The organism is Actinomycetospora rhizophila (assembly GCF_042657905.1).
Lineage (GTDB): Bacteria > Actinomycetota > Actinomycetes > Mycobacteriales > Pseudonocardiaceae > Actinomycetospora > Actinomycetospora rhizophila.
Window position 1 is genome coordinate 75,934 of the sequence record NZ_JBHSKG010000020.1, and the last position, 24,072, is coordinate 100,005.

The 24,072-nt window shown below is 76.2% G+C and carries 24 protein-coding genes; 11 read left to right on the forward strand and 13 right to left on the reverse strand.

Annotated features, from left to right (window positions below; all coding sequences use genetic code 11):
- Positions 1-15 precede the first annotated feature (15 nt).
- Genes ACFPK1_RS27740 through ACFPK1_RS27750 form a run of 3 tightly spaced genes read right to left on the reverse strand, consistent with a single transcriptional unit; the run spans position 16 to position 3,894 of the window.
- On the reverse strand, positions 16-1,641 hold the full coding sequence (locus tag ACFPK1_RS27740) for an AMP-binding protein (RefSeq protein ID WP_378024185.1): 1,626 nt from the start codon (positions 1,639-1,641) through the stop codon (positions 16-18).
- Positions 1,638-3,659: an SDR family oxidoreductase gene (locus ACFPK1_RS27745; RefSeq protein WP_378024186.1), complete on the reverse strand. Its 2,022-nt coding sequence runs from the start codon at positions 3,657-3,659 to the stop codon at positions 1,638-1,640. Before ACFPK1_RS27745 ends, ACFPK1_RS27740 begins: the two co-directional genes overlap by 4 nt.
- 46 nt (positions 3,660-3,705) lie before the next feature.
- Positions 3,706-3,894, reverse strand: coding sequence for a hypothetical protein (locus ACFPK1_RS27750; protein WP_378024187.1), 189 nt, complete (start codon positions 3,892-3,894; stop codon positions 3,706-3,708).
- 31 nt (positions 3,895-3,925) lie between these two features.
- Between ACFPK1_RS27750 and ligD the strand changes: the two genes are divergently transcribed.
- Together ligD and ACFPK1_RS27760 are read left to right on the forward strand one after the other, a co-directional pair.
- Positions 3,926-4,918, forward strand: a complete 993-nt coding sequence (gene ligD / locus ACFPK1_RS27755; protein ID WP_378024188.1) for a non-homologous end-joining DNA ligase — start codon at positions 3,926-3,928, stop codon at positions 4,916-4,918.
- On the forward strand, positions 4,915-5,541 hold the full coding sequence (locus ACFPK1_RS27760) for a CDP-alcohol phosphatidyltransferase family protein (protein ID WP_378024189.1): 627 nt from the start codon (positions 4,915-4,917) through the stop codon (positions 5,539-5,541). Before ligD ends, ACFPK1_RS27760 begins: the two co-directional genes overlap by 4 nt.
- Positions 5,542-5,586: 45 nt before the next feature.
- On the opposite strand, the gene ACFPK1_RS27765 is transcribed toward ACFPK1_RS27760, so the two are convergent.
- The 9 genes from ACFPK1_RS27765 to ACFPK1_RS27805 form a co-directional block, all read right to left on the reverse strand.
- Positions 5,587-7,077, reverse strand: coding sequence for a phytoene desaturase family protein (locus ACFPK1_RS27765; protein ID WP_378024190.1), 1,491 nt, complete (start codon positions 7,075-7,077; stop codon positions 5,587-5,589).
- Positions 7,074-8,165: a glycosyltransferase family 2 protein gene (locus tag ACFPK1_RS27770; RefSeq protein WP_378024191.1), complete on the reverse strand. Its 1,092-nt coding sequence runs from the start codon at positions 8,163-8,165 to the stop codon at positions 7,074-7,076. Before ACFPK1_RS27770 ends, ACFPK1_RS27765 begins: the two co-directional genes overlap by 4 nt.
- Positions 8,162-9,001, reverse strand: coding sequence for a carotenoid biosynthesis protein (locus ACFPK1_RS27775; RefSeq protein WP_378024192.1), 840 nt, complete (start codon positions 8,999-9,001; stop codon positions 8,162-8,164). The genes ACFPK1_RS27770 and ACFPK1_RS27775 overlap by 4 nt, the downstream gene beginning before the upstream one ends.
- Positions 8,998-9,888 (reverse strand): YhjD/YihY/BrkB family envelope integrity protein, encoded by an 891-nt coding sequence (locus ACFPK1_RS27780; RefSeq protein ID WP_378024193.1) that lies wholly within the window; start codon positions 9,886-9,888, stop codon positions 8,998-9,000. Before ACFPK1_RS27780 ends, ACFPK1_RS27775 begins: the two co-directional genes overlap by 4 nt.
- Positions 9,889-10,014: 126 nt before the next feature.
- Positions 10,015-10,875 carry a DUF1206 domain-containing protein gene (locus ACFPK1_RS27785; protein WP_378024194.1) on the reverse strand — a complete coding sequence of 287 codons (861 nt, stop codon included), beginning with the start codon at positions 10,873-10,875 and terminating at the stop codon, positions 10,015-10,017.
- A 52-nt stretch (positions 10,876-10,927) separates the two neighbouring features.
- Complete coding sequence (locus ACFPK1_RS27790; RefSeq protein WP_378024195.1) at positions 10,928-11,737, reverse strand: DUF2127 domain-containing protein; 810 nt, start codon at positions 11,735-11,737, stop codon at positions 10,928-10,930.
- Positions 11,738-11,748: 11 nt separating this feature from the next.
- A complete protein-coding gene (locus tag ACFPK1_RS27795) occupies positions 11,749-12,690 on the reverse strand; it encodes a glycosyltransferase family 9 protein (protein ID WP_378024196.1) in 942 nt (313 codons plus the stop codon).
- Positions 12,691-12,709: 19 nt separating this feature from the next.
- Positions 12,710-13,447 (reverse strand): SigB/SigF/SigG family RNA polymerase sigma factor, encoded by a 738-nt coding sequence (locus ACFPK1_RS27800; protein ID WP_208114441.1) that lies wholly within the window; start codon positions 13,445-13,447, stop codon positions 12,710-12,712.
- A 274-nt stretch (positions 13,448-13,721) separates the two neighbouring features.
- Positions 13,722-14,258, reverse strand: a complete 537-nt coding sequence (locus ACFPK1_RS27805) for an ATP-binding protein (RefSeq protein WP_378024197.1) — start codon at positions 14,256-14,258, stop codon at positions 13,722-13,724.
- 171 nt (positions 14,259-14,429) lie between these two features.
- Here ACFPK1_RS27805 and ACFPK1_RS27810 point away from each other — a divergent pair, with 171 nt between their 5' ends.
- From ACFPK1_RS27810 to ACFPK1_RS27840, 7 genes are all read left to right on the forward strand, one after another.
- On the forward strand, positions 14,430-14,963 hold the full coding sequence (locus tag ACFPK1_RS27810; RefSeq protein WP_378024198.1) for a D-glycero-alpha-D-manno-heptose-1,7-bisphosphate 7-phosphatase: 534 nt from the start codon (positions 14,430-14,432) through the stop codon (positions 14,961-14,963).
- Between the two features lie 35 nt (positions 14,964-14,998).
- Positions 14,999-16,027, forward strand: coding sequence for a glycosyltransferase family 9 protein (locus tag ACFPK1_RS27815; protein ID WP_378024199.1), 1,029 nt, complete (start codon positions 14,999-15,001; stop codon positions 16,025-16,027).
- A gap of 60 nt (positions 16,028-16,087) precedes the next feature.
- Positions 16,088-17,116 carry a glycosyltransferase gene (locus tag ACFPK1_RS27820; protein ID WP_378024233.1) on the forward strand — a complete coding sequence of 343 codons (1,029 nt, stop codon included), beginning with the start codon at positions 16,088-16,090 and terminating at the stop codon, positions 17,114-17,116.
- A gap of 134 nt (positions 17,117-17,250) precedes the next feature.
- The gene (locus ACFPK1_RS27825; protein ID WP_378024200.1) at positions 17,251-18,492 is read left to right on the forward strand and encodes a glycosyltransferase; all 1,242 of its coding nucleotides are present in this window, start codon (positions 17,251-17,253) and stop codon (positions 18,490-18,492) included.
- Positions 18,489-19,112 carry a D-sedoheptulose-7-phosphate isomerase gene (locus ACFPK1_RS27830; RefSeq protein ID WP_378024201.1) on the forward strand — a complete coding sequence of 208 codons (624 nt, stop codon included), beginning with the start codon at positions 18,489-18,491 and terminating at the stop codon, positions 19,110-19,112. The genes ACFPK1_RS27825 and ACFPK1_RS27830 overlap by 4 nt, the downstream gene beginning before the upstream one ends.
- A complete protein-coding gene (locus ACFPK1_RS27835) occupies positions 19,109-20,515 on the forward strand; it encodes a PfkB family carbohydrate kinase (protein WP_378024202.1) in 1,407 nt (468 codons plus the stop codon). Before ACFPK1_RS27830 ends, ACFPK1_RS27835 begins: the two co-directional genes overlap by 4 nt.
- On the forward strand, positions 20,512-21,198 hold the full coding sequence (locus ACFPK1_RS27840; protein ID WP_378024203.1) for an SDR family oxidoreductase: 687 nt from the start codon (positions 20,512-20,514) through the stop codon (positions 21,196-21,198). The genes ACFPK1_RS27835 and ACFPK1_RS27840 overlap by 4 nt, the downstream gene beginning before the upstream one ends.
- A gap of 8 nt (positions 21,199-21,206) precedes the next feature.
- Here the strand turns inward: ACFPK1_RS27840 and ACFPK1_RS27845 are convergent, their stop codons facing one another.
- Positions 21,207-21,575, reverse strand: a complete 369-nt coding sequence (locus tag ACFPK1_RS27845) for an STAS domain-containing protein (RefSeq protein ID WP_378024204.1) — start codon at positions 21,573-21,575, stop codon at positions 21,207-21,209.
- A 146-nt stretch (positions 21,576-21,721) separates the two neighbouring features.
- Here ACFPK1_RS27845 and rfaE2 point away from each other — a divergent pair, with 146 nt between their 5' ends.
- Together rfaE2 and ACFPK1_RS27855 are read left to right on the forward strand one after the other, a co-directional pair.
- Positions 21,722-23,245 carry a D-glycero-beta-D-manno-heptose 1-phosphate adenylyltransferase gene (gene rfaE2, locus ACFPK1_RS27850; protein ID WP_378024205.1) on the forward strand — a complete coding sequence of 508 codons (1,524 nt, stop codon included), beginning with the start codon at positions 21,722-21,724 and terminating at the stop codon, positions 23,243-23,245.
- Positions 23,238-24,068, forward strand: coding sequence for a glycosyltransferase family 2 protein (locus ACFPK1_RS27855; RefSeq protein WP_378024206.1), 831 nt, complete (start codon positions 23,238-23,240; stop codon positions 24,066-24,068). The genes rfaE2 and ACFPK1_RS27855 overlap by 8 nt, the downstream gene beginning before the upstream one ends.
- Positions 24,069-24,072: the final 4 nt, after the last annotated feature.

A 24,072-nucleotide genomic window follows, 5' to 3' on the forward strand; every position in this document is an offset into this window, starting at 1 on the left:
CCAGTCTGCCGAACATCAGGAGGCCGAGGAGCCGAGCTCCTTCTTGAGGATCTTCCCGGTGTTGTTGCGCGGCAGCTCGTCGAGGAACTCGACGTCGCGCGGCGAGGCGAAGCGCGCCAGGTGGTTCTTCACGTGGTCGCGCACGCCGTCGGCGTCGACCGACGCGCCCGGCTCGAGCACGAGGTAGGCCGCGAGGCGCTGGCCGTACTCCTCGTCGTCGACGCCGACGACCGCGGCCTCCTTGACGCCCTCCATGTCGGCGAGCAGGCCCTCGACCTCGCCGGCGTGGATGTTCTCGCCGCCCGAGACGATCATGTCGTCGGCGCGGCCGGAGATGAACAGCAGGCCGTGGCGGTCGAAGTGCCCGAGGTCGCCGGTGCCGAGCATGTCGTCGACGACCTCGGTCTCGCCCCGCCCGCCGGTGTAGCCGGTGAAGAGCATGTCGTTGCCGACGAAGATGCGCCCGGTCTCGCCGGCGGGGAGCTCCCGGTCGTCGTCACCCAGGATCTTCACCGTCGTGCCGACCGGCGGCCGGCCCGCGGTGCCGGGCTCCGAGCGCAGCTCCTCGGGCCGGGCGATCGAGGCCCACGAGACCTCGGTGGAGCCGTAGAGCATGTAGAGCTTGTCGCCGAAGGTCTCGAGGAACTCGGTGACCTTCGCGGGCGGCATCGCCGACCCGGTGGCGGTGACGGTGGCCAGCGCCGAGGTGTCGTAGCGGGCCTTGACCTCGTCGTCGAGCTCGAGGATGCGCTGCAGCATCACCGGCACCGCGAACATCGAGGTGCACCGGTGCTGCGCGAGCTGGGCCAGCGCGTCCTCGGGGTCGTACTTGCGGCGCAGGATCAGCGTCGACCCCATGAGCGAGCCGATCTGGAACGCCGCGAACCCCCAGGTGTGGAACAGCGGCGCGGAGACCAGGGCGGGCTCCCGGGCGGTCAGCGGGATGCGCGAGAGGATCGCGTTGACCACGCCGATGCCGTTGGGGGAGGGGCGCTCGGCGCCCTTCGGGGTCCCGGTGGTGCCCGAGGTCAGCACGATCGTCTTGCCCACCGGCGGCTTGGTCGGCAGCGCCTGCGAGCCGTCGGCGCCGATGAGGCCCTCGAGCGTGTCGTCGCCCCAGCACCCGACGCCCTCGGTCCAGGCGTGGATCCGCTTGACCTCGGCGGGGACCTCCTCGAGCCGGTCGGCGAGGTCGGAGTCGACGACGATCGTCGTGATCTCCTGCTCCTCGGCGACGGCCTTCATCTGCGCCGGCGAGAGCCCGGTGTTGAGCAGGACGACGTCCGCGCCGACCTTGCTGACCGCGAGGATCGTCTCGATGGGCCCGCGGTGGTTGCGGCAGAGCACCGCGACGCGGCTGCCGGGCCCGACGCGGCGGTCGGCCAGGGCGCGGGCGAGCCGGTCGGTGCGCTCGTGGATCTCGCGGAACGTCACGGTGCCGCGGTCGTCGACGATCGCGACGCGGTCGGGGTGGCGCCAGCGCCCGACGACGAACGCGGTGGTCGGCGTGAACCCGTAGCGGTAGAGCGCCGTCGGGAACAGCGCGGCCCGGTGCGGTGCCACCGGGGCGATGACGCCCGCTCCGGTCAGCAGCCGCAGCCCGGTCGCGAGCTCGGTGGGGGTGCCGAACGGGGTCTTCACCAGTGCACTCCAGGGAGAAGTCGGGCCATGGCCTGGGCGCCGCGCGACAGCGGGCCGGTGTCCAGCGTGCGCGCATCGTCGCGGTTCGGATGGTCACTACCCTCACGCGCCGCCGCCGACTCCGGGAAGACGCGGTAGGCGACGTGCATGACGGCGTCCTTGAGCTGCGGGGTGAGGGCGCCGGCGACCGCGCCGAAGGTGCCGAGCAGGGTGCCGACGTGCTTGGGGCGGTCGACCAGGGCGCGCATGACCTTGTCCGCCGCCTCCTCGGGGGAGTCGGTGGGGAAGGCGTCGTAGATGCGCGTCGGGGCGATCATCGGCGTGCGCACCAGCGGCATGTGCACGGTGGTGAACGTGACGCCCTCGCCGAGTACCTCGGTGGCGACGATGCCCGCCCACGCGTCGAGCGCGGCCTTGCTCGCGACGTAGGCGGAGAAGCGCGGCGGGCCGGTCTGCACGCCGATCGAGGAGATGTCGACGACGTGCCCGAACCGGCGCTCGAGCATGTGCGGCAGCAGCGCGAGCGTCAGCCGCACCGCGCCGAAGTAGTTGATCGCCATCGTGCGCTCGAAGTCGTGGAAGCGCTCCACCTCGAGGCGCACGCCGCGGCGGATCGAGCGCCCGGCGTTGTTCACCAGCATGTCGATGCCGGTGTCGGGGCCGGAGTGGTCGTTGATCATGGCCTTGACCAGCGCCTCCACCGACTCGCCGTCGGTGATGTCGCACGAGTACACCCAGGCCTGGCCGCCGTCGCGCTCGATCTGGGCCTTGACCTCCTCGAGCTCCTCGGTGCGCCGCGCCACGAGCAGCGGCACCCCGCCGGCCCGGGCGACCTTGTACGCGGTCTCGCGCCCGATCCCCGACGAGGCGCCGGTGATGACCACGCGGCGGCCCTGCAGCGCGCCGCCCTCGCGGGGACGGCGGTGGCGGTTGGGGTCCAGGTGCTCACGCCAGTACCCGACGAGCACGGGCGCGTAGTCGCCGATCTCCGGGCTCGCGAGGCCGGAGCCGGCCAGCGCCTGCGCGGTCCTCTCGGCGGTGAAGTGCGTCGGGAACGTGAGGTGCGGGAGGACCTCGGGCGGGATGTCGAGCTCGGCCAGCCCGATGTCGCGGGCCGCGGCCAGGGCGGGGACGGTGGACGCGGCGTCGGCGGCCTTCTTGACCAGGCTCCCGACGGCGTCGGGGATCGTGGCCTGCACCTGCGGGGCGCCCAGCGGGCCTGCGAGGGCGTTGTAGACCTCGGAAAGCGGCTGCGGGCGCGGGTGCACGAGGTGGAACGCGCGGCGGTCGAGGCCGGGCCGGTGCACGAGGTGGACCATCGCGTCGGCGACGAAGTCGACCGGCACGACGTTGGTGGCGCCGAGCTCGGGGATGGCGAAGCGCAGGGCGGCCGGCAGGCGGCCGAGCAGCGAGATGGCCGTGAGCAGGTAGTACGGGCCGTCGGCCTTGTCGATCTCGCCGGTCCGCGAGTCGCCGACCACCACCGCGGGGCGGTAGACGCGCCACGGGACGGTCGACTCCTCGCGCACGATGCGCTCGGCCTCGTACTTGGTGCGGTGGTAGGGGTTGGCGAAGCGCTGCCCGACGTCGAGGTCGTCCTCGGTGAAGGTGCCCTCGTGCTCCCCGGCGACGGCGACGCTGGACACGTGGTGCAGGCAGGTGGCGCCGATGCGGGCGGCCAGCTCGGTGATCCCGCGGGTGCCGTCGACGTTGGCGCCGTGGTTGGTGGCCTCGTCGGCGGTGATGTCGTAGACCGCGCCGAGGTGCAGGACGTGGTCGACGCGCCCGGTCAGCCCGTCGACCTCGGCGTCGTGCAGGCCCAGGCGGGGCCGGGTGAGGTCGCCGACGACCGGCACCACCTTGTCGTGGCCGTCGACGTCGGCGAGGCGGCGCAGCAGCCGGTCGCGCGAGCCCTCGCGCACCAGGCCGTAGACCGCCTCGCAGTCGTCGCGGGCGAGCAGGCGCGTCAGCACCATGCGTCCCAAGAACCCGGTACCGCCCGTCACCAGATACCGCATGGCGCAGGATCGTGGCACAAGGCGGCCGAGGTCGCCTACCGGCGGGTCACCTCTCCGGATCCGTCATCTCGTCGACCTGCTCCTCGACGTCGTCGCCGGCGGCCTTCACCTGGTCGGTGGTCTTCTGCTCGCCGGCCTTCGCCGGGTCCAGACCCTCGACCAGCGCCTCCTCGTCGTTGTACTCGGCGACGTAGCGCTGCTCGATGTTCGCCGCGTCCTCGCGCTGCTCGCTCATGCCGACCGACGGTAGGGGGTAGGAAGGCGGGGTGCCGGACGACGTGTGGGACCTCCCCGCCGAGCAGCAGCGCGCGCTGCGCAAGGCCGACGGCGTCGGGTTCCGGACGCCGATGCTCGCGACGCTGTCGAAGGAGCATCCGCCGGGGGCCGGATGGGTGTTCGAGCGCAAGCTCGACGGGGTCCGCGTCATCGCCACGCGCGAGCGGGGCGGGACGCCGCGGCTGTGGTCGCGCAACCAGAAGCCGATGGACGCGAGCTACCCGGAGATCGTCGAGGCGCTCGCCGAGCACGGACCGGCGCAGTTCGTGCTCGACGGGGAGATCACCGCCGCCGACGGGACGTTCTCGAGCCTCCAGGCTCGCATGCACCTGCAGGACCCGAACCGGGCGCGGCGCACCGGCGTCGAGGTCGAGGCGCACCTGTTCGACCTGCTCGTGCTCGACGCGATCGACGTGACGCGCCTGCCGCAGTCGACGCGGCACCGGATCCTCGACGCGGTGGTGACGTTCTCGGCGCCGCTGTTCCGGTCGCCCGCGCTGTCCGGCGACCCGTCGGACCTGCTCGCCGAGGCGTGCGCGGGCGGCTGGGAGGGGCTGATCGCCAAGCGCAGCGACGCCCCGTACGTGGTCGGCGGGCGCAGCCGCGACTGGCTCAAGCTCAAGTGCGTCCGCGACCAGGAGTTCGTCATCGGCGGCTGGACCGACCCGAGCGGGTCGCGGCGCGGGCTGGGGGCGCTGCTGGTCGGCTACTGGGCCGCGGGGGAGCTGCGCTACGCCGGGAAGGTCGGGACGGGGTACGACGCGGCGGCGCTGACGATGCTGCGGGACCGTCTCGATCCCTTGGCGGTCGACGAGTCGCCGTTCGTCGACGCCGTGCGGGAGAAGGGTCAGCACTGGGTGCGCCCGGAGCTCGTGTGCGCGGTGGGGTTCGGCGAGTGGACCACCGACGGCCGGCTGCGCCACCCGCGCTACCAGGGGCTGCGGGAGGACAAGGACCCCGCCGACGTCGTGCGGGAGCAGTGACCACGTTCCCCGGTTTCCTGGCGCGGTGGTCGGCGGCGCACGGCGGGATCGAGCCGCGGGGGCCGGTCCTGGCGTGGCTGCGGGTGGTGTTCGTGATCGTGCGCCCGCTGGCGGCCCGGCGGGTTCCGCCGTGGGTGCTGACGGCGCTGTCGTGCCTGTGCGGGGTGGCGGTGCCGCTGTGGGTGCTGGGCGGGTTGCCGCTGGTCGGCGCCGTGTTCGCGGTCCTGTGCGCCCTGCTCGACGGGCTGGACGGGGCGGTCGCGGTGCTCACGGACACGGCGACGGCGTGGGGCCGGGTGCTCGACCCGCTCGTCGACCGCGTCGGCGACGTGGCGTTCCTCGTGGCGCTGGTGCTGGCGGGCGCGCCGGGGTGGCTCGCGGTCGGGGTGGGGACGCTGACGCTGCTCCAGGAGTCGGTGCGCGCCTCGGCGCGCCTGCCCGACGTGGGCGTGGTGAGCGTGTGGGAGCGGCCGTCCCGGGTGATCGTCACCGCGCTGGGGCTGCTGGGGACGGTCGTCTCGCCGGCGTTGCCGGTGGCGACGATCGCGGTGGCGATCGCGGCGGTGCTCGCGGTGGTGGGCTTCGTCCAGGTCGTGGTGACCGTCTTCCGGCGGCTGCGCTGATCGGCCCATGTGAGCGAAATTCGGGGCTATAGCCCCGAATTTCGCTCACATACTCCGTCCGGCCTCCGCGATCAGGCGGGCGGTGATCTCGGCGGAGAGGGCGACGAGGGGGAGGCCGCCGCCGGGGTGGGCGGAGCCGCCGACGAGGTAGAGCCCGGCGACCGGCGCGCGGTTGGCCGGGCGCAGGAACGCCGCGAGCGCGCCGTCCGACGACGTCCCGTAGATGCTGCCGCCGGGTGACAGCGTCTCGCGCTCCAGGTCGGCGGGGGTGCGCACGACGCGGTGGCGGATGCGGTCGCGGACGTCGACGCCCCGCTGCGCCATGACCGCGAGGATGCGGTCGGCATAGTGCTCCGCCCGCCCCGGGGCGTCCCAGTCCACGCCGCCGCGGGGATCGTGGCGCGGCGCGGTGACCAGCACGAACCACGTCTCGCTGTCCTCGCCCGGGCGCAGCGCCGGGTCGTCGGGCGCGTGCACGTACACCGCCGGCGAGGCCGCCGGTGGCCCGCCGCGGTAGGCGTCGAACTCCGCGTCGTACGCCGCGCGCGTCGGGGGGAAGAGCACGCGGTGGTGCGGGGACGTGGGATCGCGCCCCGCGAGCCCGAGCAGCATCACGAAGCCCGAGGACGAGGGCGTCGTCCGTGCGAGACGCCACGCCGTGGCCCGGTGCGGGAGCAGCCCGCCCGGCCCGTAGACCGTCGTCGCGTCGGCGTTCGCGACCACGACGTCGGCGTCGAGTCGCTCCCCGGACGCGAGCCGCACCCCGCGCACCCGGTCGTCGGCCTCGATCCGGCTCACCCGCGCACCCGTCCGCATCGTCACCCCGAGGGCGCGGCAGCGGTCGGCCACGGCCTCGGCGAGGCGGCGCAGCCCGCCGCGCACGTACCAGGACCCGAACTCCTGCTCCACGTACGGCACGACCGCCAGGGCCGCCGGCGCGCGGCGTGGGTCGGAGCCGGAGTAGGTCGCGTAGCGGTCGAGCAGCATGCCCAGGCGCTCGTCGCGCAGGTGGCGCGCGCCGACCCCGCGCAGGCTGCGCCAGGGCGCGACGGCGCGCAGGTCGCGCACGCGCAGCGAGAGCCGCGCGAGCCCGGCGGGCGAGACCGGGGACTCCAGGAAGTGCTCGTGCGTCGCGTGCCAGACCCGTTCGGCGTGGGCCATGAACGCCGCCCACTGGTCGCCCGCCCCGCCGCCGAGTGCGTTGTCGAGCGCCCCCGCGACGTCACGACGATCGCCGGGCAGGTCGAGCAGCGTCCCGTCCCCGAAGCGGTACCGGGCGGCGACGGCGAGCGGCTCCAGGTCGAGCACCTCGCGCAGCGGCGCGCCGGTGTCGGCGAACAGCCGCTCGAGCACCGGGGGCATGGTCACCAGCGAGGGCCCGGTGTCGAAGCGGTGGCCGCCGACCTCGACCGTCCCGAGCTTGCCGCCGACCCGCTCGGCCTGCTCGAGCACGCTCACCGCGTGCCCGTCGGCCGCGAGCCGCGCCGCGACCGCCAGCCCGCCGAGCCCCGCGCCGACGACGACGGCGCGGCTCATGCCGCCGCGGGCGTCACGGGCCGGCCCCGCCAGCGCAGGGTGCCCGCGCGCCGCGCCCGCCAGGAGTCGGCGGTGAGCCCCGCCAGCGCGAGCACCGCGACCGGGTGGGCGAGCGCGTCGGCGACCCGGGCGCCGGTGCGCCGGGCCGCGAGCGCCCGGCTGGCCACGCCCGCGAGGTAGCCGGCGAGCCCGACCCGCGAGCCGCCCAGCGCCGCGACCGCGGGCACCACGTGCACGAGCCCGAGCAGCGCGAGCACCGCCGCGGCGCGCGGCCGGGTGCCGAACGCCGCCCACAGCGACTTCGTGTAGCCCGCGCGCAGCTCCGCCGCACCCCGGTACATGCGGCAGCTCGCGACGCCGGTGCCGTCCGCGACGACCCCGTGGAAGCCCCGGGCCTTGACGGCGCGGAGCAGGGCGATGTCGTCGAGCACGGCGGCGGGCGGGTGGCCGCCGGCGGCCCGGTAGGCGTGGGCGTCGACGGCGAGCAGCTGCCCGTTCGCGGCGGTGAGCGTGGGCCGGGGCGAGCGCTCGGCGATCCCGAGCGGCAGCGTCGCGAGCCACGACCAGGCGAGCAGCGGCTGCACCAGCCGCTCGGCGGGCGAGACGGCGACCTGGCGGGGGTGCGGGCAGACGAGGTCGAGGCCGCTGCGGCGCAGCAGGTCGACGGTGGCGGCGAGGCCGTGCGGGGCGACGCGGACGTCGGCGTCGACGAAGACGAGCACGTCGGCGCGGGTGGCGTCGGCGAGCTGCGCGCACGCCCACGGCTTGGCGAGCCGGTCCGGCGGCGGCGGGATGCCGTCGAGCACGCGGGCCCCGGCGGCGCGGGCGCGGGCGGCCGTCGCGTCGGTGGAGCCGTCGTCGAGCACGAGGATCTCGGCCGGGACGGGCCAGCGCTCCACCGCGGCGCGCAGCGCGCGCACGCACCCGCCGATCTGCTCCTCCTCGTCGCGCGCGGGGACCAGCACGGCCACGCGGTCGCGCGGCGGGGCGGCGGCGGGGTCGGGGACGCGCAGGCGGCGCAGGTTGTCGACGGTGAGCGCCAGCGAGGCGCCGGCGAGGGCCGACCCGAGTCCGACCAGGAGCTTCACGCCGCGACCCGGTCCGCGGCGCGGCGGGACCCGGCGCCGCTGCCGTGGCGGCGCAGCACGACGATCAGCGGCACGCCGACCAGCCCCATGAGCACCCCGCCGACCAGCGCGACCGACGGGCGCCCGAAGAACACGGCGGCGGCCATCGTCGAGGACAGGAACGTCCAGAGCCACAGCGTGAGGGGCAGGCGGTCGTCGGTGGACGGGTCGGCGGGCATGACGCGGTCGAGCGCGGCGACCATGACCAGCGCGACGAGCAGCCAGCCGACGAAGTTCGAGATCGGGATGCCGGGCACGCCGGGCAGCGCGGGCGTGGGGTCCAGCCAGTACCAGTTCCCGGCGTCGACCATCTGCGGGTCGAGGAAGACGTCCCAGCTCGCCAGCGCCCACGCGCCGAGCACGGTCGTCGTGCCCCGGCCCCGGCCGAGCGCGGTGGCGAGCCGCCGCCCGACGACCAGCGCGGGGTAGGACATCATCGTCCAGGCCGCGGGCACGACCAGCGGGACGCCGAGCAGGGACAGCCCCAAGGCGTCGGTGTAGCGGTACTCGCCGAACGGCAGGCCGGTGGCCAGCCCGACGGCCTCGATCACCAGCCCGCCGCCGCCCGCGACGACGACCAGCCCGACCGCCGCGCCGGGCCCGCGGGTGAGCAGCGCGTGGCTCACCGACGCCAGCGCGAACAGCGCGACCGAGACGACGGTCAGCGTCGGGGTCCCGCCGCCGGTCAGCGGGAACGCGATCTGCACGGCCACCGCGCCGGCCCCGAGCAGCCAGGGCACGAGGTGGCGGCGGGGGAGGCCGGTGACGTAGGTGCGGACGGGGGCGAGCGCGGTCATCGTCCGGCTCCCGCGAGGGTCTTCGCGGGCGCGCCGGTCGCGGCGGGCGAGTCCGCGGTGCGCCACCGCCGGTCGAGCGCGTCGGTGGTCGCCCAGCCCACCAGCAGCAGGACGTGCAGCACGAAGAGCCACAGGGCGACCGCGACCGTCGCGCCGACGATGTCGAGCCCGCCGAACGGGATGCCGAGGTCGATCGGCAGCGCGAGGAACAGCAGGAAGCCCTGCAGGAAGCCGGCGACCACCGCGGCGGTGCCGAACGCGCCGAGCAGGGTGGCGGGCCATCCGAGGCGGCCGGGCGCGACGACGCGGAAGCCCCAGGCGATGACGACGCCGAGCGCGACGAACGAGACGTGGAAGGCGACGACGATCCACCCGAGGGTGCCGCCGACGCCCCCGGCGCGGGCGAGGTCGCCGAGCAGCGGGGCGCTCGTGAACACGCCGAGCGCGAGCACGGGGACGGCGAGCACCAGCGGCAGCAGCGCGAGCCGGGCGCGCCAGCCGGTGAAGCGGTCGTGGCGCGGCGCGAGGCGCAGGCACGCGCGGCGCAGGCCCTCGCCGTAGAAGGTCGCGGGCAGGATGGTGACGAGCGCGCCCCAGGGGCCGAGGTCCAGTCCGGCACGGACGAGGGCGTCCCACACCGGGTGCGCGCCCATCTCCGGCGGCACGAGCAGGCGCAGGTCGGCGAGGTGGGCGGCGACCGTCGCCGGCGAGCTGATCAGCGCGGCGCCCCACACGGCGAGCAGCAGCCAGGGGACGACCCCGAGCCCGGCGAAGTAGGTCAGGCCGGCCGCGACGGCGGCGAGGTCGCGCCCGCGCAGGGTCTCCGCGACGCTCGCGACCAGGCTCCGGACGACGGCCGGCGCGCGGAGGGACAACGGGTGGGGCACGCCGCGGGCGTACCCCGCCCTGCTCGCCCACAACCGATCCCGGCGGGGGTCACGGCCGGGGTTGGACCGTCCGGCCCATGTGAGCGAACTTCGGGGCTATTGCCCCGAAGTTCGCTCACATGGAGCTCACGGGTGGCGCGCGTACGCGTCCACGAGGCAGTAGAGGCCGTAGGCGGCGAAGCCGACGCCGGCGATCGCCAGCGCCATCGTCCCCAGGGTGTGCTCGGCGAGGGCGCGCAGCGCGACGTCGAGGCCCCCCACCTGGGCCGGGTCGTCGTCGGCGACGGCCTCGAGCGCCAGCACCCCGATCGCGCCGAAGACCACCGCCCGGGTCATGTTCCCGATCCCGCCGAGCCACCGGGCGGCCAGGCGCAGCCGCGGCGTGAGCTTCTCGGGGACGAGGTCGCCGAGGAAGGTCGCCGCGATCCCGGTGAACGCCGTGGAGATCGCGGTGACGAGGACGACGATCGCGGCGACGAGCACCAGCAGGCGCCCGCCCGGCAGGGCGAACGCCTCGTGGGCGACCACCTGGAGCTCCGAGGCGTTCTCGCTGGGAGAGACGGTGACGCGCACGGCGAAGTAGGCGACGCCGCCCACGCCGAGGGCCTTCGCGAACGCCCCGATGCGCTTGCGCCACCGCAGGCCCCGCTCGTCGACCCAGCGGAAGCCGACCGCGCACGCCCGCAGCTGCCAGACCGCGAACGTCACCAGGCACACCGTCGCCAGGGCCAGCAGGGAGCGGCCGGCGACACCGCCGTGGGCGACGATCGCGACCGCGCCGCGCTGGTCGACCGGCGAGCGCTCTCCCGACATCGCGATCGCGACGGCGAGCCAGCCCAGGAGCAGGTGGACGACGCCGTACGCGCCGAGCCCGAGACGGCCCAGCACCTCCGACCAGTGGCCGGGGGCGTCGTGCTCGTCGCGGTGCCAGTCGGCGTCGGGAGCGCCGGGCAGACCGCGGGGGGCGCCGACCGGCGGAGACGTCACGAGACCGGTCTATACCCGCAGGGCCGCGAGATCACCGGGATGTGACGAGTCTTCAGCGCGCGGTCAGCCGATCGGTGCCCGGGCCGGCGCGCTCGACCGCGGGCCAGCCGGTGTCCTGGGCCCGCTCGGCATCCTCGGCCTGCCCGCCGCCGCGCAGCCCGAACAGCCGCTTGGCGACGAGCAGGTAGGCGACGACGGCGAGGTTGACCACCAGCGCGGCGACCTTCGTCGGCGTCGGCCCGTGGGTGAGCTCCCAGACCTCGGGCACGAGCAGCACGGAGGTGGCGACGAAGGTCAGGTACTCCGCCCAGCGGCGGGCGTACCAGAGCCCGACGGCCTCGACCGCCTCGAGCACCGCGTAGGCCAGGACGGCGAGCGCGAGCCGGTAGAGGGTGGCGTCGGGGACGGCGAAGGCGCGCTCCACCTCGACGAGCAGCGTCGGGCCGCCGTGCCCGACCGGGCCGCCCAGCGCGCCCTGGAGCACCGCGACGATCTGCCCGGCGGTCGGGCCCCACGCCTCGCGATAGGCGGCGAAGAGCAGCACGGCGGTGCCGAACAGGGTGAGCCCGATGACGTGCAGGGCCCGGTCGAGGGCGATGAGGCGCAGCACGAAACGGTCGCGCAGCGGACGCCCGCGCAGCGGCACCTCGATCTCGTCGGGGCCGGGCACGGTGTCGCGGGTCGGCGCCGCGGGCGCCGGACCGGGCTTCCAGGCGTCACAGCGGAGGCAGCGGTACCAGCGCAGCCCGTCGGCGTCCTGGCGCACCACCAGCGCGTCCCGGGCACGAACCGTGGCCGCGTCGGTGCCGACGAGCGCGTGCCCGTGCAGCGAGCAGCCCAGGAGCTCGTAGCGCAGCCTCACGCGGCGCGATGCTAGGCGGGGACGATGCCGTGCGGGGAGGGGAGCGCGGCGAGCACGTCCTCCGGGGTGACGGCGAGCAGCGCGGGGTCCGGGTCGTCGGCGAAGCGCTCGCCGCGGCGCACGGTGTCGTCGACCAGGACGACGTGCGGGCCCCCGGGCGGCGGGCCCCACTGGGTCGCCGGGACGGGCCCGAACAGCGTCACCGAGGGCGTCCCGAACGCGGTGGCGACGTGGCTGATGCCGGTGTCCCCGGCGATCACGAGCGACGCGGCGGCGACGAGGTCGAGCAGGCCGGCGAGATCGGTGCGCCCGCCGAGGTCGGCGTCGGCCGGCAGGCCGGCGCGCGCGACGACCTCGGCGGTCAGGCGCGCCTCGTCGGCCCCGCCGGTGACGACCACCGCGTGGCCCTGGGCCTGGAGCACCGCCGCGCACACCGCGAACCGCGCGGCAGGCCAGCGTTTCGACCCGTACGCGGCGCCGGGGTGCACGACGACCGGCCCGCCGGGCACGGCGCGCCGCCCGGGGAGGTGCAGGTCGTCGGGGTCGGCGTCGGCGGCGAGCCCCGCGTGGACGAGCAGGTCGCACCACCGCCGGCGTTCGGGGCGGGCGGGGTCGTCGGTCCACGCCGGACCCTCCCAGCCCGGTGCGGCGTGCCCGATCCGGCGCCGCGGGGCGAGCGCCTCCAACCGCGCGTGGCTCTCCGGCCCCTTCCCGTGGAGGTTGACGGCGACGTCCGGGGCATGTGAGCGAAATTCACGGCTATCACCGGGAATTCCGCTCACATGGGTGTCGACCGCGGAGATCAGGGACACCACCGGAGCCAGGGCCGCCGGGGCGACGAGGACGATCTCGTGGTCCGGGAGCGCGCGGCGCAGCAGGCGCAGCGCGGGCACCGCGACGAGCAGGTCGCCGAGGCCGAGGTCGCGCAGGACGACGGCGGTCGGCGGGCTCACCGCGGGATCACCGCCGAGCTCACCGCGCGTCGCCGAGACCCTCGCGCAGCTGGACGAGCGTCTTCGCGAGCAGGCGGGAGACGTGCATCTGCGAGATGCCGACCTGCTCGGCGATCTGCGACTGGGTCATGTTGCCGAAGAAGCGCAGCTTGATGATCGTGCGCTCGCGCTGCGGGAGCTTCTCGAGCAGCGGGGCGAGCGACTGCTGGTACTCGACCTGCTCGAGCGCCGCGTCCGCCTCGCCCAGCAGGTCGGACACGGTGCCGGAGTCCGGGTCGTCCACGAGCATCTCGTCGAGCGACCCGCTGCGGTAGGCGTTCGACGCCTCGAGGGCCTCGAGCACCTCCTCCTTGCCGATGTCGAGGTGCTCGGCGAGCTCGGCGGCGTTCGGCGCGCGGCCCAGCGTCTGCGACATCTGGGACATCGCCGCCGACAGCGTGACGTTGAGGTCCTTGAGCCGGCGCGGCACGCGCATCGACCACGCCTGGTCGCGGAAGTGCCGGCGCACCTCGCCGGTGATCGTGGGCACCGCGTAGGACAGGAAGTCGGTGCCGCGCTCCGGGTCGTAGCGGTCGACGGCGTTGATCAGCCCGAGGGTCGCGACCTGCTCGAGGTCCTCCTCGGGCTCGCCGCGCCGCGAGAACCGCCGCGCGATGTGCTGGGCCACCGGCAGGTGCCCGCGCACCAGCTCGTCGCGCAGCCGCAGCCGCTCCGGCGAGCCCTTCTCGAGCGCGGCGTGCTCGGCGAGCTTGGGCATGAGGTGGTCGTACTCGCCGCGCGAGCCCGAGCGGTTGCCGTTGCGCCGGCCGTTGCCGCCCTGGTCCTGCTGGTCGGACCGTCGATCGTTCTGCTGGTCGGCCTGCTGCTGGCCGTCGGTCCGCGCCTCGGCACCCTGCGCGGCCTGGGCACCGGTCGCGCCGGCGGTGTCGGTCATGGCGTGGATCGGGCTCACATCCGTGGAGTCGGGGGAGGAGGACGAGGAGTCGCGGGTGCCGGCCTGCGCGCCGGTGGACGCCGGTGTCATGGGCGCGTCACGGCCCCACGGACCGCGGCCTGTGATCGGCCAGCAGGGCCACCGCGGCCGGCTCGCCGGCGGTCTCCCCGGTGCCCGTGTCGGGCAGCACGTCCTCGAGGGGGACCTCGGTGGTGCGTTCCACGATCACCCGCAGCGCCAGGCGGTGCGGCTCGCCGGCGCTCGACGGCGCCTCGGCGAGCACGCGGACGTCGTCTGCGAGGACGGAGAGCACGCGCCACGCGAACGTGTCGGTCGGCAGCGCGGTGGGCCCGGTCGTGAGGACCGAGGCGGTCATGGTGATCCGCTCGTCGTCGACGGCGAACGTGACGGTGAGCTTGGTGCCGGGGCGGGCGAGCGCGGCCAGACAGGTGCACGCCTCGTCCACGGCGAGTCGGAGGTCGTCGACCGAGTCGAGGGGGAACTCGGCGCGAGCGGCGAGGTCGCCGGCGACGGTGCGCACGGTGACGAGCGCCTCCGGCACGGGCAGGACGCGCACTTCGACGTCACGCGGCGCACCCGGTGCCCGGTCCTCGGGCGGCTGGGGGCGGATCAACGGGGTTCCTCCTGGTCGGTCTCGCCCGGGTGGGCGTCGGACGGACCGGCGAGGTTCCGGTCTCCCGGCGTGTACCCGGGGCCCTAGCCCACAAACCGACGCCCAGGTCGGGTGGGTGACACCCGTGGTGTGGCTCGCGGGCGGGCCGTCCCCGTGGTGTGCTGCCTCGCCGTGAGCGTCCGACCCCGTGCGGTGCTGTTCGACCGTGACGGCACCCTCGTCGTCGACGTCCCCTACAACGGCGACCCCGCCGCCGTCCGCCCGATGCCCTCCGCGGCCGCCGCGCTGGACCGTGTGCGCGCGGCCGGCGTGCCCGTCGGGGTGGTCTCCAACCAGTCCGGGATCGCGCGCGGGCTGCTCGACGCCGGGCAGGTGGGCGCCGTCAACGCCCGGGTCGACGAGCTGCTCGGCCCGTTCGCGGTGTGGCGCTGGTGCCCGCACGGCGCCGACGACGGCTGCGCCTGCCGCAAGCCCGCGCCGGGGATGGTGCTCGACGCGGCCGCCGGCCTCGGGGTGGCGCCGGACGAGGTCGCGGTGATCGGCGACATCGCCGCCGACGTCGGGGCCGCCGACGCCGCCGGGGCGCGCGCGGTGCTCGTGCCGACCGCGGCGACCCGCCGCGAGGAGGTCGAGGACGCGCGGGCGCGCGGACGTCTCGCCGACGACCTGCTCGGCGCGGTCGAGCTCCTCGGGTTCGCGCCGTGATCACCGGTCGAGCTCCGCGAGCACGCCGCGTCCTGGTGGTCCGCCTCGACAGCGACGGCGACGTGCTGCTCGCCGGGCCCGCGGTGCGCGCGGTCGCCGCCGGCGCGGACGAGGTCGTCGCCGTCGTCGGGCCCCGCGGGCGGCAGGCGGCCGGGCTGCTGCCGGGCGTCGACGCCGTGGCGGTGTGGCGCTGCCCCTGGGTGGACGCCGAGCCGCCGCCGGTCACCCCCGCGGACACCGCGGCGACCGTCGCGATGCTCGCGGCCCTCGAGGCCGACGAGGCGGTGATCCTGACCTCGTTCCACCAGTCCCCGCTGCCGACCGCCCTGGTGCTGCGCCTCGCCGGCGTCCCGCGGATCGCCGCGGCGTCGGTCGACTACCCCGGCAGCCTGCTCGACGTCCGGCTGCGCCCCGGCGAGGACCTCCCCGAGGACCTCCCCGAGCCCGAGCGCGCGCTGGCGATCGCCGGGCGCGCGGGCTACGCGCTGCCCCCGGGTGACGACGGGCGCCTCGCCGTCACCGTCGACGCCGCCGCGCGCCGTGAGGCGGCCGAGGCCCTCGCCGCCCACGACGTCGCGGGCGACTACGTCGTCGTCCATCCCGGCGCCTCGGTCCCGGCGCGGGCGTGGTCGCCGCACCGGGCCGCGGAGGGCGTCGCGGCCCTCGCGGGCGCTGGGCACCGCGTGCTCGTGACCGGCTCGCCGGGCGAGGCGGCGCTCACCGCGGAGGTCGCCGGGCACGACGGGGTGGATCTCGGCGGGCGGACCGGGTTCGGCGCGCTCGCGGCCGTGCTGGCCGGGGCGCGCGCGGTCGTGGTGGGCAACACAGGACCGGCCCACCTGGCCGCCGCGGTGGGTGTGCCGGTGGTCTCCCTGTTCGCCCCCGTCGTTCCCCCGGAACGGTGGGCTCCTTACGGAGTGCGACGGATTCTGCTCGGTGATCAGGATGCTCCGTGCCGCGGCACGCGGGCCAGGAACTGCCCCGTCCCTGGTCATCCGTGCCTCGACCACATCCGGGGTGCCGAGGTCGTCGACGCGGTCGCCACTCTGATCAACGCAGAGTAGTAGTTCGGTGGACGGCGTTTATGGGGTCCACTCGGTACCAATACCTCGCCGGTGACCATCCTGTCCCCGTCCGCCCCGGCGCGGACCGTGCTGCACTGGCACGTGCACGGCTCCTGGACCACCGCGTTCGTCCAGGGTCGGCACACGTGCCTGCTGCCGGTGCTGCCCGAGGGCGGACCGTGGGGCGGGGGGCGGCCGGCGGCCTGGGACTGGCCCGCCCGCGCCGAGGAGGCCACCCCGGAGCAGCTGCGCGACCGCGCCGACGAGATCGACGCCGTCGTGCTGCAGCGCCCCGAGGAGATCGAGCTCACCGAGCGCTGGACCGGACGGCGCCCGGGGGTCGACCTGCCCGCGGTGTTCGTGGAGCACAACACGCCGAAGGGCGACGTGCCGTCGTCGGTGCACCCTTTGGCCGACCGCGACGACATCCCCGTCGTGCACGTCACGCACTTCAACGCGCTGATGTGGGACACGGGGCGCGCGCCGGTCCACGTCGTCGAGCACGGCGTGCTCGACCCCGGCGACCGCTACACCGGGGAGCTGGACCGCGCCGCGGTCGTCGTCAACGAGCCGGTGCGGCGCGGTCGCGTCACCGGCACCGACCTGTTGCCCGGCTTCGCCGACACCGTCGGTCTCGACGTCTACGGGATCGGCAGCGAGCGCCTCGGCGAGGCCGTCACCCACCCCGGCGTCGCGATCGGCGGCGACCTGCCCCAGGACCGGCTGCACACGGAGATGGCGCGCCACCGCGTCTACCTCCACCCGGTGCGCTGGACCTCCCTGGGCCTGTCGCTCATCGAGGCGATGATGCTCGGGATGCCGGTGGTCGCGCTGGCCACCACGGAAGCCGCGGTCGACGTCCCGGCCGCGGCCGGCGTCGTCGCCACGGATCTGCGGGTCCTCCACGAGGGCCTGCGCACCTACCGCGACGACCCGGGGCTCGCCCGCGAGGCGGGCGCCGCTGCCCGGGCCTCGGCGCTGGCCCGGCACGGCGTGGACCGCTTCACCGACGACTGGGAGCGGTTGCTCGGCGACCTGATCGACGGCACCGCCGCCCGAGATCCCCTGGGGTTGGCCCCAGCGGTCTGAAACCCCGGCGGGGTGAGCGGGACCGGTCCAGACAAGGGCCGGACCCGGACCCCGCACGTCCCGTGGCGTGCCCCCGGCCCGCCCTCTCGATCGAAGGACCCGGCGCGCCTCCGCGCGCCGAGGGAGGAGTGCGGATGCGGATCGCGATGGTGTCCGAGCACGCGAGCCCGCTCGCCGCGTCGAGCGGCCTCGGTGGCGCCGACGCCGGCGGCCAGAACGTCGCCGTGCGCGCGCTGGCGCTGGCCCTGGCCGACGCCGGCCACGAGATCGTCGTGCACACGCGGCGGGCCGACCCGGCCGTGCCGCGCCGGGTGGCCATGGCGCCCGGGGTGACCGTCGACCACGTCGACGCCGGCCCGGCGCGCGAGCTGCCCAAGGACGACCTCGTCGACCACATGGACGCGTTCTCCGCCGACCTCGCCGCCTGCTGGGCCGACGAGACCCCCGACGTCGTGCACGCCCACTTCTGGATGTCCGGCCTCGCCGCCCTGCCCGCCGCCCGCGCGCTGCGCGTGCCGGTCGTGCAGACCTTCCACGCCCTCGGCTCGGTGAAGCGCCGCCACCAGGGCGCCGACGACACGAGCCCCGCCCGCCGCGTCGCGGTCGAGAGCGACCTCGGCGCGTCGGTCGACCGGGTGCTCGCCACCTGCCACGAGGAGGTCGACGAGCTCGTCGCCCTCGGGGTGCCGGCCGAGCGCACCACCGTCGTGCCGTGCGGGGTGGACGTCGCGCACTTCACACCCGGTGCGCGGGGAACGGACGACGTCTTCCGCGTGGTGTCGGTGAGCCGGCTCGTGCCGCGCAAGGGCGTCGACACCGTCATCGCCGCGCTGGCGCGCCTGCCGCGCGACAGCGAGCTCGTCGTCGCGGGCGGTCCGCGGCCCGAGCGGCTCGACGACGACCCGGAGGTGGCGCGCCTGCGGGCCCTGGCCCGCACGGTCGGGGTCGCCGACCGGGTGCACTTCCTGGGCGCCGTCGGCCACGACGCGCTGCCCGCGCTCTACCGCTCCGCCGACGCCGTGGCCTGCGTGCCCGCCTACGAACCGTTCGGCCTCGTGCCGCTCGAGGCGATGGCGTGCGGACGCCCGGTCGTGGCGGCCGCGGTCGGCGGGCTCGCCGACACCGTCGTCGACGGCGTCACCGGCCACCACGTGCCCGCGGGCGACCCGGGCGCGGTGGCCGCCGCGCTCGAGCGGCTGCGCGCCGACCCGCGCGCCGCCCGCCGCTGCGGGCGCGCCGGGCGCCGGCGCGCCGAGACCGAGTACGGCTGGGACCGCGTGGCCGCCGCGCACGAGCGGGTGTACGGCGAGGTCGTCCTGGGCCGAGCCGCCGTGCCGGCCCTGTCCACCGCCCTGACGACGGGGAGCCCCGCATGAGTCACGAGATCGTCAGCCACGAGATCGTCAGGCGCCACCTCGGCGGGCTGCGGGGCACCCTCGAGGGCCTCGCCGGGGAGTCCGCGCGCCTCGAGCGCTGGGGAGTCGAGCTCGCCACCCGCCTGCGCCACGGCTCGCGGCTGCTCGCCGCGGGCAACGGCGGCAGCGCCGCGGAGGCCCAGCACCTCACCGCCGAGCTCGTCGGGCGCTACCGCGGGGAGCGCGAGCCGCTCTCGGCGATCGCGCTGCACGCCGACACCTCGGCGATCACCGCGCTGGGCAACGACTACGGCTACGACGAGGTCTTCGCCCGCCAGGTGCGCGCCCACGGGCGTCCCGGCGACGTCCTGGTGCTGCTCTCCACGAGCGGGCGCAGCCCCAACCTCGTCGCCGCCGCCGAGGCCGGGCGCGCGCTCGGGCTGACGGTCTGGGCGCTGACCGGGCCGGGCCCCAACCCGCTCGCCACCGCGGCGAGCGAGGCGCTGTGCCTGCCCGGCGAGGCGCCGTCGGTGCAGGAGGCGCACCTGGTGACCGTGCACCTGTTGTGCGAGGTCGTCGACCGGGTGCTCGCACCGGCGCCGCGGGGCGTCGCCGGGGATGTCGAGGAGCTCGTGCCGTGAGCCCCCGCACGCGCGCCTCGATCGTGGTGGTCGGCGACTGCCTGCGCGACGTCGACATCGTCGGCGCCGTGGAGCGGCTGTGCCCGGACGCCCCCGCGCCGGTGCTCGCGGCCGCCGACCGGCGCGAACGGCCCGGGGGCGCGGGGCTGACCGCCCTGCTCGCCGCCCGGAGCACGCCGCGCCCGGTGCGGCTGGTGACCGCGCTCGGCGCCGACGCCGACGCGATGCGCTCGCTGCTGAGCGGCGTCGACGTGGTGGCCGTGTCCGCGGAGGGCACGACCCCGACCAAGACCCGGATGCTCGCCGACGACCGCGTGTTGCTGCGGGTGGACGACGGGGGACTGTCGCCGGGCGCGGCCGGCCAGGAGGTCGCCGACGCGATCGCCGGCGCCGGCGTGGTGCTGGTGTCGGACTACGGGCGCGGGATGACCGCCGACCCGGTGGTCCGCGACGCGCTGACGGAGGCGGCGGCACGCGTGCCGGTCGTCTGGGACCCGCACCCGAACGGCGCCCCGCCCGTCCCCGGCGCCACGGTGGTCACCCCGAACATGAGCGAGGCGCGTTCCTACGTGAGCGAACTTCGGGGCTATAGCACCGAAGTTCGCTCACGAGGGTTCCCGCACGAGCCCGCCGCGCTCGGCGACGCGTTGCGCGAGCACTGGGGCGTCGACGCCGTCGCCGTCACCGCCGGGCGCGATGGCGCGGTCCTGCGCAGCGCGACCGGCACCTCGGTCACCCCCGCTCAGCCCGCGACCGGCGGCGACCCCTGCGGCGCCGGCGACCGCTTCGCCGCGAGCGTCGTGGTCGCCCTCGCCGAGGGCGCGGCCGTCGACGACGCCGTGCGCCGGGGTGTCGCCGACGCGGCCGCGTTCGTCGCCGCCGGCGGGGCCGCCGGGCTCGACTCCGAGGAGCCGGCGCCGGAGCCGGAGCCCGACGTCGTCGCCGCCGCCCGCGCCCGCGGCGCCACCGTCGTCGCGACCGGCGGCTGTTTCGACCTCCTGCACGCCGGGCACGCCCGGACCCTGGCCGCCGCACGGCGGCTCGCCGGCGAGGACGGCGTGCTGGTGGTCTGCCTGAACTCCGACGCCTCGGTCCGCCGGCTCAAGGGCCCCGACCGACCCGTGGTCGCCGAGGCCGACCGCGCCGAGATGCTCGCCGCGCTCGCGTCCGTCGACGCCGTCGAGGTGTTCGACGAGGACGACCCGCGCGCCGTGCTCGACCGTCTGCGCCCCGACGTGTGGGTCAAGGGCGGCGACTACGCCACCGACGAACTGCTCGAGACCCCGCTGGTGCGCAGCTGGGGCGGCGAGGTCGTCGCCGTCCCGTACCACGCCGGCCGCTCCTCGACCCGGCTGCTCGCCCGTCTCGACAACGACCCCATCCCTGCGGGAGGAACACCATGACCAACCCCGGCACCGTCCTCGTCACCGGCGGCTCCTCCGGCCTCGGGGCCGCCGTGGCCGACGCCGTCGTCGCCGCGGGCGGCACCCCCGTCGTGCTCGACCTCAAGGCGCCCGACGCCGGGCACGCCTTCATCGAGGTCGACCTCGCCGACGCCCGCGCCGCCGAGGCCGCCGTGGTCCGCGCGAGCCAGGAGATCGGCGGGCTCGACGCCGTCGTCACCGCCGCCGGCATCGACCGCTGCGGCCGGCTCGTCGACGTCGACGCCGACGAGTGGGACCGCGTGATCGCGGTGAACCTGCTCGGCACCGCCGCCGTCGTCCGCGCGGCCCTGCCCGAGCTCGAGGAGCGCCGCGGCAAGGTCGTCACCGTCTCCTCGACGCTCGGGGTCAAGGCGGTGTCCGACGCGACCGCCTACTGCGCGTCGAAGTTCGGCGTCGTCGGTTTCACCCGCGCGCTCGCCGCCGAGACCGCCGGGCGGGTCGGCGTGACGCTGCTGATCCCCGGCGGCATGTGGACCCACTTCTTCGACGACCGCCCCGACCAGTACAAGCCGGGCGCCGACGCCAAGCTCAACGACCCGGCGCAGACCGCCGACGCCGTGCTCTACGCGCTGACCCGCCCGGCGGGCAGCGAGGTGCGCGAGCTCGTGGCGACCTCGTCGGAGGAGGGCTCGTACCCGTGACCGGGGGCTCAGCGCAGGTCGGCGGCCGCCGCGTCCGCGTCGGGGTAGGTGTCGAACAGCTCGGTCAGGCCGGTGAGGGAGAGCGCCCGCCCGGCGGTGCGCGGCACGCCGGCCAGACGCAGCTCGCCCTCCCGGGAGATCGCGGCCTCACGCTCGGCGATGAGCAGCGCCAGCCCCGCCGAGCCCATGAACTCGACGCCGGACAGGTCCAGCACCACGTGCCGGGCGCCGGCCTCGACCTGGGCGCGGATCGCGGTGCGCAGCGGCGACGCGGTGGCCGTGTCGACGTCGCCGACCGGACGCACGACGGCCACCTCCGGGCTCACCAGGCTCGCGGAGACGCCGATGGTGTCGGGCGTGGGCTGGTCGTCGGCCATCTCGTCGGCTCCCGGAACGGGCGGGTCACCCCGTCGGTGACAGAACGAAGGGCGACAGTACCGACGCCGCCCTGCCAGCGCCGCTCGGCGGGAACGCGTGCCGCCGACCGCACCCGTGCGGGTTCCCCCGGAAGGACGGATCGTTGATGGCCGCGCCCGAGATCGAGCGCCCCACGGCCGCCGAGGCCCCCCTCGACGCGGCGCCGCTCGCCGCCGACCTGCCCGCGCGCCTCGCGGCGTCGGCCCCGCGCGTGGTCGTGCTCGGCGACGCCGTGCTCGACCAGTGGCTGACCGGCCCGTCGCGGCGCCTGTCGCGCGAGGCCCCGGTGCCGGTGGTCGAGGTCGACCACACCCGCGGCTCGCCCGGTGCGGCCGCCAACACCGCCGCCAACCTCGCCGCGCTCGGCGCGCGCACCGAGCTCGTGTCGGTGCTCGGCGACGACGCCGACGCCGCGATCGTGCGCGAGCTGCTCACCGGCCACGGCGTCGGCATCGACGGCGTCGTCACCGACCCCACGCGCCCGACCGCGGCCAAGCGCCGCGTGCTCGCCGACGACGCGCTGGTCGCCCGCTTCGACACAAGGTCACGCCTCCCGCTGGACGCGCCGGCGCGCGAGGCCCTGCACGCCGCGCTGCGCCGGGTGGTCGACGGCGCCGACGCGGTCGTCGTCTGCGACTACGACGGCGGCGCGCTCGACGGCGCCGCCGACCTGCTCGGCGAGCTGCTCGGCGCGCCCGGGCAGCGGACCTGCCGGCTCGTCGTCGACGCCCACGACCCCGCGCGCTGGGCCGCGGCGCGTCCCGACGTCGTCACCCCCAACGCCGGCGAGGTGGCGCGGCTTCTGGGCCGCGAGCTCGGCGGGCCCGACCGGGTGGCCGCCGCCGAGGCCGCGGGCCCCGAGCTGCGCGAGCGCTCCGGGGCCGGCGCCGTCGTCGTCACCCTCGACCGGGACGGCGCGCTGCTGCTGCCCGCCGACCGCGACGCCCCCGCGCACCGGACGTTCGCCCGCCCGGCGCCGGAGGCCAACACCTGCGGCGCGGGCGACACCTTCACCGCCGCGCTGGTGCTCGCGCTCGCCGCGGGCACCCCGGCCGCCACCGCCGTCGAGCTGGCCCAGGCGGCCGCCGACGTCGTCGTGGGCCGGCCCGGGACCTCGGTGTGCGGCACCGGCGAGCTCGCCGAGCGCGTCGCCGCCGCGGAGGGCCCGCTGCTCGACGCCGCGTCGCTGGCCGCGATCGTCGACGAGCAGCGTGTCGCGGGCCGGCGGGTGGTGTTCACCAACGGCTGCTTCGACGTGGTGCACCGCGGGCACGTCGCCTCGCTCAACCAGGCCAAGCGCCTCGGCGACGTGCTGATCGTGGCGCTGAACTCCGACGACTCGGTCGCGCGGCTCAAGGGGCCGTCGCGGCCGGTGAACTCCCTCGCCGACCGGGCGGCAGTGATCGGGGCGCTGAGCTGCGTCGACCACGTCACCGTGTTCGACGCCGACACCCCCGCCGAGCTGCTCGACCTGCTCAAGCCCGACGTGTACGCCAAGGGCGGCGACTACACCCCCGAGATGCTGCGCGAGTCGGCGACGGTCGGCGCGTACGGCGGGCGCGTCGTCATCCTCGACTACCTGCCGGACAAGTCGACGAGCGCGATCGTGGAGCGGATCCGCGGTGGCTGACGTCGACGTGCTGGTGCCGACGCGCGGACGGCCCGTCGAGCTGGCGACCACGCTGGCCGGGCTCGCGGCCCAGACCGGCGTCGACTTCTCGGTGACGATCTCCGACCAGTCCGACGGCGACCCCTCGTGGGAGACGCCGTCGGCGTGGACGGTGGTCCGCTGGCTGCGCCGCCGCGGCGTCGAGGTCGCCCTGCGCCGCCACCTCCCGCCGCGCGGGATGGCCGAGCAGCGCGCGTTCCTGCTGTCGTGCGCGTCGGCGCCCGCGGTGCTCTACCTCGACGACGACGTGTGGCTCGAGCCCGGCGCCCTCGCGCGCCTGCACCGGGCGCTGGGGGAGCTGCGCTGCGGGATGGTCGGCGCGGCGATGCAGGCGCTCGGGCACGCCGAGGACCGGCGCCCGCACGAGGTGACGTCCTTCGAGCCCTGGTCGGGTCCGGTGGTGCCGGAGACGCTGGTCAAGGACGGCCCGGGCTGGGACCGCTGGCGTTTGCACAACGCGGCGAACGGGCTGCACCTGGCGGAGTCGGTGGGGGTGGACGGGCCCGGGTCCCCGGTGCCCCCGCCCGAGACCTGGGTGGCCTACAAGGTGGCCTGGGTGGCGGGGTGCGTGCTGTTCGACCGCGCTCGCCTGCTCGAGGCGGGCGGGTTCGAGTTCTGGCGCGACGTGCCCCCGGACGCGCACGGCGAGGACGTGTACTCCCAGCAGCAGGTGATGGCCCGGTCCGGCGCGGCGGGCATCCTGCCCGGCGGCGCGTACCACCAGGAATCCCCGACGGCCCTCCCCGACCGCGGCATCTCCGCCGTCGACGCCCTCCCCACGTGAGCGA